This is a genomic window from Methyloligella sp. GL2, from assembly GCF_013341275.1.
In the GTDB taxonomy this organism is placed as follows: domain Bacteria; phylum Pseudomonadota; class Alphaproteobacteria; order Rhizobiales; family Methyloligellaceae; genus Methyloligella.
On the sequence record NZ_CP054476.1, the window covers coordinates 845,778 to 857,833 of the forward strand.

The following is a 12,056-nucleotide window of genomic DNA, read 5'->3' on the forward strand; positions in this document are numbered from 1 at the left end:
TTATGTCCGTTATAGAGAGCCGAGATATCCGCAGCGAGTTCACGCAAGCGATGAGCTGCGCCGCCTGCACCGTCAATGTGGTCACCACGGACGGTCCGGCAGGGCGTGCGGGCGTCACGGTCTCGGCGATGTCGTCGGTCTCGGCCGATGGCGAGACGCCGACCTTGCTGGTCTGCGTGCATCACAAATCCAGCGCCGCGGATGCGATCCTTCAGAACGGTGCGTTTTGCGTCAACGTGCTGCGCGACGATCAGAGCTATATCTCCGACACCTTCGCCGGTCGGCTGAAGACGGAGGACGGCGACAAGTTCTCCTGCGCCGAGTGGGTGCCGATGACGACCGGCGCGCCGCGCGTGACCGCGCCTTTGGCCGCGTTCGATTGCACGGTGCGCAGCGGCGAGCGGGTCGGCACGCATCACATCTTCATCGGCGAGGTGCGCGACATTCATATCGCGCCGAGCGGCAATCCGCTGATCTTCGCCAACCGGGCCTATGGCTCGCCGGTGCGCATCATGCCGGGACGTCCCGATGCCACCGCGGCGCCGGATCCTTCCGCGCCGACGATGCGTCTGGGGTCGCTGCATACCATCGGCCCCTATCTTCTGCCGAAGCTGCTGCGCGATCTGGAGAATTCCTCCGGGCCGATCGGGCTGGAGCTGCATGAGGGCGATCAGCGCAAGCTGACCGAGCTGCTCAAGTCGGGCGCCATCGATGTGGCGCTGCTCTACGATCTCGATCTCGACGAGGGGTTCGACGTCATCCCGCTCACCGAGCTCCGTCCCTATGTGCTGCTGCACGAGCAAGATCCCCTGCGGCAGGAGAGCGAGGTCTCGCTCAGCCAGCTCCTCGACCACCGCATGGTGCTGCTCGATGCGCCGCCGAGCCGGGACTATTTCCTGTCGCTGTTCGACGGGATCGGCGAGCCGACCATCGGCTATCGCGCACAGAGCTTCGAGATGGTGCGCGGCATGGTGGCCCACGGGCTCGGCTATTCGCTGCTCGCCACCAAGCCTGCCTCGTCGATGAGCTATGACGGCAAGGCGCTGGTGGTGCGACCGCTGAAGGAAGACGTGAAGGGGAGCCGGCTGGCTCTGGCCACCTCGGGCAAGGCGCCTAGCTCTTATCTCACTATGCGGTTCATTCAGGATTGCCGTTCGGTTTTTCGCGATCGCGCGGCCTAGCCGACGGATCTGTACGGTGCGGGAAGCCGGTCTCGCCCGGATGCGCTGAGACAGTTTGTCCCTAAGCAAAGCATTAAAATTATCGAATTGATCCTGGAACTTGGGTCCGGGATTATGTCTCATAGGTCGGACCATAAGACCAAAGAGTCTATTGCTAGCGGTGAATGGCCCCGTGTCAGCCATGTCCTGTCAGGACAAGCCGCTAGTCCCTGCGAGACGGTCCCTTCCCAAGCTCAACGGCGGGAAGGGGCCGTCACGAGGGAGGAGGAAGCCAAGCTTTTGGACGGTGGCAATATCGCCGGCGGGTGATGTGTGCCGCCCTTTTGATGATGGTAATCGTGTGACTCCGGACTGCCCGACAGCGCTAGGCCCGTTTCCCGGTTTTCCGACCGACCGCGTCGCGTCCGCCCGGCGGATCGGATTCCTGACACTCGACGAATTTCCCACCGTTGCGCTGTCTTGTGCGATCGAGGTGCTTCGGGCCGCCAATCAAGTGGTCGGACGCTCCGAATATCAGTGGTCGATCGTCACCGCCGGCGGGGAGACGGTCCGCTCCAGCGATGGGGCGATGCGAGCCACGGCGGTGAGCTATGCCGAAGCGGCGCCCCTCGACCTGCTTCTGGTTTGCGGTGGTTCCAATATTGCCGATGCGGTCGACGAGCCGCTGATTACGCTGCTGCGGCAGATGGCCGACGATGCGGTGATCCTCGGCGGGCTGTGCAGCGGCGCGTATGCGCTGGTCAAGGCAGGGCTGCTGGACGGCTATCAATGCGCGCTGCAGTGGGACGACATGGTAGGTTTGCGCCAGGCCCATGCCGGCACGGTGTTCCTGGACCGTCTTTCGGTGATCGACCGGGACCGAATCAGCTGCGCAGGCGGCATCGCACCGATCGAGTTGATGCTCTCGCTGGTCGGCAAGCAGTTGGGCGCGGAGATTGCCGGCAATATCGCAGCACGTTTGGGCGCGAGCCAGCAATCTCGCCCGGCCAATGCCATCGACGGTGCGCACCGCCCGCCGCTCAATACGGAGCAGCAGAGATTGGCGCGCGTTGTGGCGCTGATGGAGGACAATCTGGAGGAGCCGCTTTCGGCCACCGAGCTGGCCGAGCAAGCCGGCCTTTCGCTCCGCCAGGTGCAGCGGGTGTTTCAGCTCACGGTGGGGGTGCCCCTATCGGCCTATTATCTGCGCCTCCGCCTGAAACGGGCGCGGGAACGGGTGCTGCACGGCACCGAGTCGCTGACCCAGATTGCGGTCGCTTTCGGCTTTGCCTCGCCGGCGCATTTCAGCCGATCCTACAAGGCTTGCTTCGGCCGGTCGCCGAGCAGCGAGCGGCGCCCAGCCGCCGCCGCCGGCGATTCGTTTCCCTGCGACGACTGATCGTCGCCGTTTGAGTAAATCCCTCAAGAAGAACGACGATACGATCCTTGGTTGTGTTAAATGAAACATGCAACACAACGCGTATTGTGAAATACAACTTGTCGTTTTTTGAAATGAGCTGATCCGGAGGCTCTTGCGACGGGATTTTGCTTCAATGCGGCAGCCATGCTGCTCGCACGGCAGGCAATTTATGGCGCTCGATTAAAAATTGCCCAAAAATTAGCACGCAGACGCGAATTGTAACGAAAATACAACGCATTGCCCTTTTCGCCTCAAGCGACGCCAGCAGTCAAGTCGATGTCGCCTAGGTGTTAGCGACATGCGTGGCTGCCAGTGCAGTCTTTGCTCCAGCTGATAACCGCTTGTTTTGGAAAGCAGCAGTCGTGAGGCGCGTCACCGTGCCTTGCCAAGTAAAAGATCAATTGTGGGCGTCAGGGTGCAGGTAAAAACACCGCACGCTTGGAGAAGGGGACTTCGATGAAAAAAACAACGATTGCAGGGGCCATTGCCGCATTGGCTCTGAGCTTCGCCGCCGCGCCGGCGTATGCGCAGAACGCCGAATACGACTATCCGGAGCAGGGCGACCAGTCCGGCTTCTTTAACGACGGGAAAGAGTTCGGCTACTGGCTGACGCTGACCGGCACCACGGACTACATGTTCCGCGGTATTTCCCAGAGCGATCAGAAGCCTGCCTTCCAGGCCGATCTCGGCGCGTCCTATGGCGATTTCTACGGCGGTTTCTGGATGTCGACGATCGACTTCGAAGACACCTATGGGCCGGTTGAGTTCGACACCTATCTTGGTTGGGCACCCGTCACCGGGGCGATCAGCTGGGACTTTACCGCTTGGTACTATGCCTACCAGGTGCAGGATTCTTCGCTCGGCAGCGGCGATCTGAACTATTTCGAGTTCACCGGTAAGGCCTCGATCAACCCGATCGACAAGTTGACCCTCTCGCTGTTCGGCGCTTTCACGCCGGAGCAGGATATCGCCATCACCGATACCCAGACCATCGAAGGTCAGTTCGAATACGCGATGAACGATTGGGGCCGGTTTACCCCGACGATCAGCGGTCTCATCGGCTTCACCAATACCGACATCGATGGCTATTGGCTCGGCGAGGAAGACTACACCTACTGGAATGCCGGCCTGAACCTTGCGCTCGACAAGGTCAATTTCGACTTCCGCTATTGGGACACCGACATCGACAACGAGCTGGCCGATTCCCGCTTCGTGTTCTCTGCCGGTATCGCGCTGCCGTAATTATCGAGAACCCATCCATCTCTCGAGAAGACCGCCGGGGCTGCGAAGCTCCGGCGGTTTTTTTATGTCGGCCACGGCCGGCAGTCCGGCGCGGGCAATTCGAAAAAACCAAACTAGCCATTCCAGAACTTATTGTTTTGCCGCTTCGAGCCGCATGGCATCCCTGTAAGGAGATAGACCTTCGCGGAAGATGAGGCAGATCTCATCGTGGCCGAAGATCCCCTGAAGACTTAGGCCCTGCGACGTGACGGAGGGCATCTTCCTCCGGCCGCCCCCCTCCGGGCGGAGTGCTTGACAGCAGAAGGCCGGACCTCCTAAGGAATATGCAATGTTATAACATTGCAATAAGGTTGAGATGCTGCATCACGTCGAGCCGGTTGCGCTTGCGCAATCCGTGGCCGAAGGAGAGGCGCCGGAGATCCTGGATCGGATCGGATCGCCCGGCTGCGCCGTCGCCGTCTGGCAACGCCAGCATGGGGCGGAATTCCAGCAATGGATCGACGGGCTGTCGCCGAACCAGCTGCCTGAGGCACGGCTCGTGTTGCGACCGGATCGGGTCGAGGATGCCATGGTTTCGCTCTGCGCGGATTGCGGGATGGATGAGAGCTCGAACCGGCGCCTTTTGACCGGCGATATCGCCGCGCTCGCGGCTTTGTTCGCGCAGGTGATGGGGGCCGAGACGGTGCAGCTTCGTCTCGATGTGGTGAGCGACAATGCCTGCCGGAAGTTTCATCTCGACAACGTTCCGGCGCGCTTGCTGTGCACTTATCGCGGCCGTGGAACCGAATACGGCGAAGCGCGGCGCGGTGAGGAACCGCGTATCATTCACGAGCTCGCCACCGGATCGGTCGGATTGTTCCGCGGGCGGCTGTGGCCCACGGAACAGTCAGGCATCGTGCATCGTTCTCCGCCGATTTCGGGGCTCGGAGAGACCCGGCTTCTGCTGGTGCTCGATCCCGTGACCGGCGCGATCTAACGGGCAGACTCCGTATGCGGCGCACCGGCCCGTTGGTGTGTCGCCGAGAAACTGGCGATTGTCGTGCTTGGCGCGGTTCGGAGTTTCCAAGACAGCGGATCGTCGATTGGGACGTAGACGCTGGTCAGTCCGCGCCGTCCTAGTTCGTCGAGAAGCTCATCCTTCGTCGATCGGCTGTCGAGAGGTTCGCCAGAGGCTTCACCTTGCGGTGTGCGGATGACGACCTCGATGCAGTCCCAACCGCTGTGCATGAGCGCGTCAAAGCCCTCGGGGATGACGTGCGCGGCTTGCGGCCGCGCGCCGACGCGAAGCAAGGGATGGCCGGTGGCGATGCGATGAAAAAATCCCGCCATGATTTGGCTGGCCTCATTTTCGGCGAGACCGATGCCGACCCTGATGCCGGCCTCGCGCAGCTTGCGGAATCCATTGCCGTCGACACGCGGGTCCGGGTCTTGCAGCGAGGCATGAACGGCCCGAACGCCGGCGCGAATGATGGCGTCGGCGCAAGGCGGCGTCTTGCCCCAATGGCAGCACGGCTCCAGCGTCACGTAGAGCGCCGCATCGCGCGCCCGCTCGCCGGCTTGATCAAGAGCCATGCGTTCGGCATGAGGCCGGCCGCCGAATTGCGTGCAGCCCCGGCCGACGATCTCGCCTTCGCGCACGATGACGCAGCCGACTGGCGGGTTGGGCCAGACCTTTCCTTGCATCGATCGGGCAAGCGCAATGGCCTCGCCCATCCAGCGTGCATGGTCAGCGTCAGGGCATGACTGCCGATCCTGTGGCGGTGTCAGCGTCATGGGCGTGATCCTTCGCTAAAGCTGTGTCGGGTTCGGCGCATCGCCATAAACTGCGACAGGGTCGAAGGTCTTCTCCGTTTCGGCGAAGGTCAGGGCGATCGGGCGCTGTGCAGGCTGCAGCGGAACCGCTCGATAGAAGCAGGACCGGTAGCCGACATGACAACTTGCGCCACCGGCGACGTTTACCCGCAGCCAGATCGCGTCCTGGTCGTCGTCGATCCTGATTTCCACCACTTTCTGGATCAGGCCGCTGGTTGCGCCCTTATGCCAAAGGCATTTACGGCTTCGGCTCCAATAATGGGCCTCGCCGGTCTCGATGGTGCGCAAAAGCGCGTCCTCATTCATCACCCCCATCATCAGCACTTCGCCCGATGCCGCGTCTGTGGTGACGACGGGCAGTAGGCCGTCGGCGCCGAACTTAGGGGCCAGCACCGCTCCCTCCTCGACCTGCGTGATGGAGCGGCGCTCGGCGAAGGGTTTTCTATCCGTCATCGGAGCTGCTAGCCGAAGGATTCGCCAGGGGTGGCGACGACGTTCAGGAATTCCCGGCGAAGGTCCTGATCGGTCTGGAATTCGCCCAGCAGGCAGCGGGTGGTCATGCTGACGCCCGGTTTGCGGATGCCGCGCGTTGTCATGCACATATGCGCGGCTTCGATATAGACGGCGACGCCCCGAGGTTGCAGCACGTGCTGGATGGTGGTGGCGATTTGCGAGGTCAGCGATTCCTGAATCTGCAGACGCTTGGCATAGACCTCCACCAAACGCGCCAGCTTGCTGATACCGACGACGCGGCCCGCCGGCAAATAGGCGACGTGGGCCTTGCCGATGATGGGGACGATGTGGTGTTCGCAATGGGATTCCAGCCGCATATTGCGCAGCAGGATCATGTCATCATAGTCGTTGGTCTCTTCGAAGGTCTTGGCCAGAAGTTCGGCGGGGTCGGTCTTATAGCCCTCGAAAAATTCTTCATAAGCGCGCACCACGCGGTCGGGCGTGCCGATCAGTCCCTCGCGATCGGGATCGTCGCCGGCCCATTCGATCAAGAGACGAACCGCCGCTTCGGCTTCTTCGCGCGCGGGCCGGCGTTTCGGCGCTTTCCGTTCCTGCGGCTTGGTTAGTGTACTCACAGCCAGGGACATGGGATGTGCTTCTCCACAATGTTGAATCTGCGCGGCAAATTGCAACGTTATAATATAACATGCAAGTTTTTTGGCTGAGACGTTTGTGCTGCTTGCATTCGCCAGCCGATCCGGCTCGACTGTCGGGATGAAGATGGGGACGAGTTTTTCCGAATGAGCGGAGTTCGCAGCGAGCTCGAAGCCCGCATCGCGGCTCTCGGTTTTTGGGATGGGCCGGTCACGCTGCAGTCTCTCAGCGGCGGCATCACCAATCATAATTTTCTCGTCGACTGTGCGGGCCGGAAATTCGTGGCGCGGGCCGGCGACGATATTCCCGAGCATCAGGTCATGCGCTTCAACGAGCTGACGGCGAGCCGCGCCGCGGCGGCGGCCGGGCTCTCGCCGGCGGTGGTGCATGCCGAACCGGGCATTCTGATCCTCGACTATATCGATGCGCCGGCGCTCGGACCCGAGCAGGTGCGGGCGCCGGAGATGGTCAAGCGCATCTTGCCGCTGATCCGGCGCTGTCATCGCGAGGTGCCGAATTGCCTGCGCGGGCCGGTGGTGATGTTCTGGGTCTTCCATGTATTGCGTGACTATACGGGCCGCCTTCTGGAGGAGGGCAGCCGGCATGCGGCGCGGCTGCCTGAGCTGCAGGCCGAGGCCGCGCTTCTGGAAGAGGCGGTGGGGCCGATCGAGGTGGTGTTCGGCCATAACGATCTTCTGGCGGCGAACTTCCTGGATGCGGGCGACAGGCTGTGGCTGATCGATTGGGATTATGCCGGGTTCAACTCGCCGCTGTTCGATCTTGGCGGTCTCGCCTCCAACAACGAGTTCTCCGAGGCCGCCGAGCGGGAGATGCTGGAGAGCTATTTCGAAACGCCGCTCACGGACGCGCTGTGGCGGCGCTATGCGGCGATGAAATGCGCTTCGCTCCTGCGCGAGACGCAATGGTCGATGATCTCGGAAATCCACTCGGAGGTGGATTTCGACTACGCCGCCTACACGGCGGAGAATCTCGCCCGCTACGAGCGCGCCTTCGCCGATTTCAAAACTCTATGAGGATGTAATGGCTGAGTTCCCCAAGACGGCTAAGGTCGTCGTCATCGGTGGCGGCATTGTCGGCTGCTCGACCGCCTATCATTTGGCAAAGGCCGGGTGCGACGAGGTGGTGCTGCTGGAGCGGCATAAGCTGACCTCGGGCAGCACCTTCCATGCCGCGGGGCTCGTCGGCCAGCTTCGCTCCAACGCCAATATCACCAAGCTGCTCACCTATTCGGTGGCGCTTTACGACAAGCTGGAAGAGGAGACGGGGCTCGCCACCGGGTGGAAGCGCAATGGCGGCTTGCGGCTTGCCTGCAACGAAGCGCGCATGGCGGAGCTGACGCGGCAGACCGAGACTGGACGCTCCTTCGGCCTGCCGATGGAGCTTTTGACGCCGTCGGAGGCGAAAGAACTTTGGCCGCTGATGGATATCTCCGACGTGGTCGGCGCGGCCTTCCTGCCGACGGACGGGCAGGCAAACCCCTCCGACATCACCCAATCCCTGGCCAAGGGTGCGCGGCTTGCCGGCGCCCGCATCATCGAGGATGTGACGGTCACCGGGTTCGAGATCGAGGGCGACAAGGTCACCGGCGTGGTCACCGAGTCCGGCACCATCGAATGCGAGCGGGTGGTGAATTGCGGCGGGCAATGGGCGCGGGAGATCGGCGCCTGGGCGGGGGTGAATGTGCCGCTCACCTCGGTGCAGCATCAATATCTGATCACCGAGGCGATCGAGGGCGTGACGCCCAATCTGCCGACCTTACGCGATCCCGACCGGCTGACCTATTACAAGGAAGAGGTGGGCGGTCTGGTGATGGGCGGCTACGAGCCGAACCCGATCCCCTGGGCCGAGGACGGCATTCCGGAGGGGTTCAACTTCACACTCCTGGATTCCGACTGGGACCATTTCGAGCAGCTGATGCTGCTGGCGCTGGGGCGCGTGCCGGCGCTGGAGAATGCCGGCATCAAGGAGCTGGTGAACGGGCCGGAGAGCTTCACGCCGGACGGCAATTTCATCCTCGGGCGCGCGCCGGAGCTGAACAATTTCTATGTCGGCGCCGGGTTCAACGCCTTCGGCATCGCCTCGGGCGGTGGGGCCGGCATGGCGCTGGCCGAATGGGTGCTAAACGGCGAACCGCCTTTCGATCTTTCGCCCGTCGATATCTGCCGCTTCGGCCCCGAATATCGCGATATCGACAAGGTGCGCGCCGACACGCTGGGCGCCTATGCGCGGCATTACGCGCTGTCCTAAGGGCGCGCGGTCGCCAGCGGCCGGCGGCCGTTAGCGGCACCGGCTCGCTGCGCTTCCCGGCTCGACGAAGCGCACGGGCTTTTCGTAGATCAGCAGCGCGATGCAGCCGGTTTTGCTGCCCGGCGAATGGCGGGTTCCCGGCGGGTGGATCACCAGGCTGCCGGCGGGGTAGCTGCCTTTCTCGTCATACTCGTCGCCTTCCAGAACGAGCATGTGCTCATAGCCGACATGCTCGTGCTCGGCGACGCGGGCGCCGGGCTGATAGCGCAGCAGCACGGCGGAGGCGCCGCTATCGGCGTCGCGATAGAACCAGTGGGCGCTCACCCCTTCGTGGAAGGGCTGCCAGTCTTCCGGCCCAAGCTTGCTCACATAGTCTCGCAGGTCGGGCAGGACGATCGAGTGGAGCAAGGGCGGTATTCGCGTTTCAGCTTTTTGCATGATGCTAGCCGGGTTTGGGGTTGGGTGTGGTCGTTTCGGGGTCGGGCTCGGCGGCGTCGAACCAGCGGCGCTCCAGCCATCCGAGGCCAAGCATGAGCCAGGTGGTGAAGACGAAGGGCGCCGAGAGCGTCTGGACGCCGAAGGCGGCGATAACAGGCGTCAGGATGGTGGCGATAAGAGCGCCGAGGATGGCAAGACGAAGCTTGCCGCCGCAGACCACGAAGACGGAGACAGCGGCGAGCACGCCGTTGAAGCCGTAAAGGCCGAGATTGGCGCTGCCGGCATCGGCATCGCTGTAATAATAGGCCACCAGCGTGCCGATGATCGCGCCGCAGACGGCAAGCACGCCGTGGCGCCAATTGCTGAGCGTCACGCCGGCTGCGAACAGGATCCCCGACAGGACGGTTGGCGCGAACAGGGCCTGGCCGAGGCTGGTCAGCACGGCGGCGACGGGATGGAATGTCGCCGGCTCGGGCGGTAGCGATGCGACCGGCTGCAGCACATCGAGATGCGGTGCCAGAGCAATGAGCGCCCAGAGCACGATCAGGAACGGCAACGCCAGAATGGGGAAGGGCAGGATCGCCTTGCAGAGGCTCACCAGCACGATGGCGCTCGCGACGCTTATGACGAGCACCGCCCACATGCCGGCATCGGTCCAATCGGTCTGGAAGAAGACGGGCAGGGCGAGCGCCACCAGGCCCGGGTTGAGGCCGGGAAGGCCGGAGGCGAGCACGGCGCCGCGATCGCCCATCAGCATACGGCCGGCCGGGGCCATCACCGCGGCGACCAGGAAATAGAGAAAGCCGATGGGAGAGGCCACCAGCACCGCCCCCAGGAAGAACAGGCCGGTCAGCTCATTGCTCTGGAAACACAGCTGGGAGCAGCCGCGCAGCACCAGGCGCCAATAGGGCACCGATCCGGTTTCGACCGGCGGGAAGAGGGTATCGGCGAGGGCGCGCATGACCGGCTGGCGGACGCCCGGACCGCAAGCCTGCGGTCCGGTGCGAACCCCTCTTAGGCGGCCGCCGCCCGCACGCCTGGGGCGCCCGGCGCGAGCGCCTGCAGGATCGCCTCGGACTTGCAGGTCCAGCCGACGATGCCGCCTTGGGCGACCAGGGCCCGCAAGGTGACGTCCTTGAACTCGGGGAAGAAGCTGTCGGTGCCGTCTTCGACCAGCACACAGTCATAGCCGCGGTCGTTGGCGCAGCGCATGGTGGTCTGCACGCAGACCTCGGTGGTCACGCCGGTGATCACCAGATGGGTGATCTTGCGGGTCTTCAGATAGTCGTCGAACACCGTGCTGTAGAAGGTGTCCTTGCCGGGCTTGGAGATGACCAGCTCGAACTCCTCCGGGGCGCATTCGGGAATGAAATCGGTGCCCGGCTCGCCGTCGATCAGGATGCGGCCCATGGGGCCCTTATCGCCGATTTTCAGCTTGGGATTGCCGCGATTGCGCTTGGCGGTCGGCAGGTCGGAGAGATCCGGCTTGTGGCATTCCTTGGTATGGATGATGGGAAGCTTGCATCTGCGGAAGGCTTCCTGAAGCTTGGCGATCACCGGAATGCAGGGCTGCAGCTTGGAAATGTCGTCGCCGAGGGATTCGGCGAAGCCGCCCGGCTGGCAGAAATCGCGCTGCATATCGATGCAGACCAGGGCTACGTGGTCGAAACCGAACTCGTACGGAAAAGGTTGTGCGTCGATCGTAGGCATGGGCGTCGCTCTCCATTGCTGGGCACATCCCTCTCCAGATTGGAACGCATCGCGATGCGGGAGCGCCGGGGACGACACACGGTTTACGCGTCACATCTTAATGGTCTCTTGAGTGATCAGGCGCGTGCGGCGGGTCGCTCACGGCAGATAGGCGATCAGCTCGTCCTTCGACATCACGGCGCAGTAGATCATGTTCATGATCTCCAGCTCCTGGATATGGAGTTCGTCGGTGCCGGCGGCGCAGGCATCCTCCACCACGATCACGTCGAAGCTCTCATCGGCCAGGCTGCGCACGGTGGATGAGACGCATTGATCGGTGAAGACGCCGACGCAGACCACATGTTTGATGCCGAGATTGTGCAGGATCAGGCGCAGGTTGGTGCCGGTCAGCGCGCTGTCGGTGGTCTTGGTGACGACGATCTCGTCGCCGACCGGTGCGATCTCCTCGATGATCTGGGAGTCGAACTCGTTCTTCGGCAGCAGCAGGTTGTTCCAGCCCGGCTTCTTCTGGCTCAAGGAGCGGTCGCGCCCGTCGGGCAGCTGGCAGGCGATGCGGGCATGCAGCACCTCCATATCGCGGTTGCGGAACTCGGCGATGAGCGAGGCGATCGCCGGGGTGACGATCTCGTCCATACGCTTGTGGAACGGCTCCCAGCCTTGCGGGATCTCCGGCTCGCCCGCCGCGCCTGGGGGCTGGCGGTGGAGATAGGTGTTCTGCACATCGATGACGAGGAGCGCGGTGTCGCCGGCGGTGAGCACCGGATCTTCCGGCTCCGGTGCGCCCTGATAATAGAAGCTGCGATAGGCGGTTTTCCAACTCGTCATGCGGGTCCCCTAAGCGCTCAGCGAAACGACGCTCGCTAGGCTGCCGTATCGCCGAGCCGTTCGCTAGCCCATGC

Annotated in this window: 12 protein-coding genes and 1 pseudogene; 6 read left to right on the top strand and 7 right to left on the bottom strand. The window is 63.0% G+C overall.

Going from position 1 to position 12,056, the window contains the following annotated elements:
- Window positions 1-2: 2 nt before the first annotated feature.
- The 4 genes from HT051_RS03960 to HT051_RS03975 all read left to right on the top strand — a co-directional run bounded on the left by HT051_RS03960 (window position 3) and on the right by HT051_RS03975 (window position 4,798).
- On the top strand, window positions 3-1,181 hold the full coding sequence (locus HT051_RS03960) for a flavin reductase (protein ID WP_174540829.1): 1,179 nt from the start codon (window positions 3-5) through the stop codon (window positions 1,179-1,181).
- Between the two features lie 340 nt (window positions 1,182-1,521).
- The gene (locus HT051_RS03965) at window positions 1,522-2,559 is read left to right on the top strand and encodes a GlxA family transcriptional regulator (RefSeq protein ID WP_174540830.1); all 1,038 of its coding nucleotides are present in this window, start codon (window positions 1,522-1,524) and stop codon (window positions 2,557-2,559) included.
- Window positions 2,560-3,036: 477 nt separating this feature from the next.
- On the top strand, window positions 3,037-3,822 hold the full coding sequence (locus tag HT051_RS03970; RefSeq protein ID WP_174540831.1) for a TorF family putative porin: 786 nt from the start codon (window positions 3,037-3,039) through the stop codon (window positions 3,820-3,822).
- A gap of 355 nt (window positions 3,823-4,177) precedes the next feature.
- Entirely contained in the window at window positions 4,178-4,798 is a 621-nt protein-coding gene (locus HT051_RS03975) for a DUF1826 domain-containing protein (protein WP_174540832.1), read from the top strand.
- Here HT051_RS03975 and ribD read toward each other — a convergent pair.
- The 3 genes from ribD to folE are packed head-to-tail and all read right to left on the bottom strand — an operon-like array spanning window position 4,795 to window position 6,734.
- Window positions 4,795-5,595 carry a bifunctional diaminohydroxyphosphoribosylaminopyrimidine deaminase/5-amino-6-(5-phosphoribosylamino)uracil reductase RibD gene (ribD, locus tag HT051_RS03980; protein WP_208454379.1) on the bottom strand — a complete coding sequence of 267 codons (801 nt, stop codon included), beginning with the start codon at window positions 5,593-5,595 and terminating at the stop codon, window positions 4,795-4,797. The two genes, HT051_RS03975 and ribD, sit on opposite strands and share 4 nt — an antisense overlap.
- Window positions 5,596-5,610: 15 nt before the next feature.
- Entirely contained in the window at window positions 5,611-6,087 is a 477-nt protein-coding gene (gene hisI, locus HT051_RS03985; RefSeq protein WP_174540833.1) for a phosphoribosyl-AMP cyclohydrolase, read from the bottom strand.
- A gap of 8 nt (window positions 6,088-6,095) precedes the next feature.
- Entirely contained in the window at window positions 6,096-6,734 is a 639-nt protein-coding gene (gene folE, locus HT051_RS03990; RefSeq protein WP_174540834.1) for a GTP cyclohydrolase I FolE, read from the bottom strand.
- Window positions 6,735-6,887: 153 nt separating this feature from the next.
- On the opposite strand from folE, the gene HT051_RS03995 reads away from it, so the two are divergent.
- Window positions 6,888-7,775, top strand: a complete 888-nt coding sequence (locus tag HT051_RS03995) for a phosphotransferase (protein ID WP_174540835.1) — start codon at window positions 6,888-6,890, stop codon at window positions 7,773-7,775.
- Window positions 7,776-7,782: 7 nt separating this feature from the next.
- Window positions 7,783-9,006: pseudogene (locus HT051_RS04000) on the top strand (FAD-dependent oxidoreductase); the annotation flags it as partial.
- 33 nt (window positions 9,007-9,039) lie between these two features.
- Here the strand turns inward: HT051_RS04000 and HT051_RS04005 are convergent.
- The 4 genes from HT051_RS04005 to HT051_RS04020 form a co-directional block, all read right to left on the bottom strand.
- Window positions 9,040-9,447, bottom strand: coding sequence for a cupin domain-containing protein (locus HT051_RS04005; RefSeq protein ID WP_174540837.1), 408 nt, complete (start codon window positions 9,445-9,447; stop codon window positions 9,040-9,042).
- A gap of 4 nt (window positions 9,448-9,451) precedes the next feature.
- Complete coding sequence (locus tag HT051_RS04010) at window positions 9,452-10,408, bottom strand: urea transporter (protein ID WP_174540838.1); 957 nt, start codon at window positions 10,406-10,408, stop codon at window positions 9,452-9,454.
- A 53-nt stretch (window positions 10,409-10,461) separates the two neighbouring features.
- Window positions 10,462-11,157 (bottom strand): cysteine hydrolase family protein, encoded by a 696-nt coding sequence (locus HT051_RS04015; protein ID WP_174540839.1) that lies wholly within the window; start codon window positions 11,155-11,157, stop codon window positions 10,462-10,464.
- Window positions 11,158-11,295: 138 nt separating this feature from the next.
- Complete coding sequence (locus tag HT051_RS04020) at window positions 11,296-11,982, bottom strand: cysteine hydrolase family protein (protein WP_174540840.1); 687 nt, start codon at window positions 11,980-11,982, stop codon at window positions 11,296-11,298.
- Window positions 11,983-12,056 lie beyond the last annotated feature (74 nt).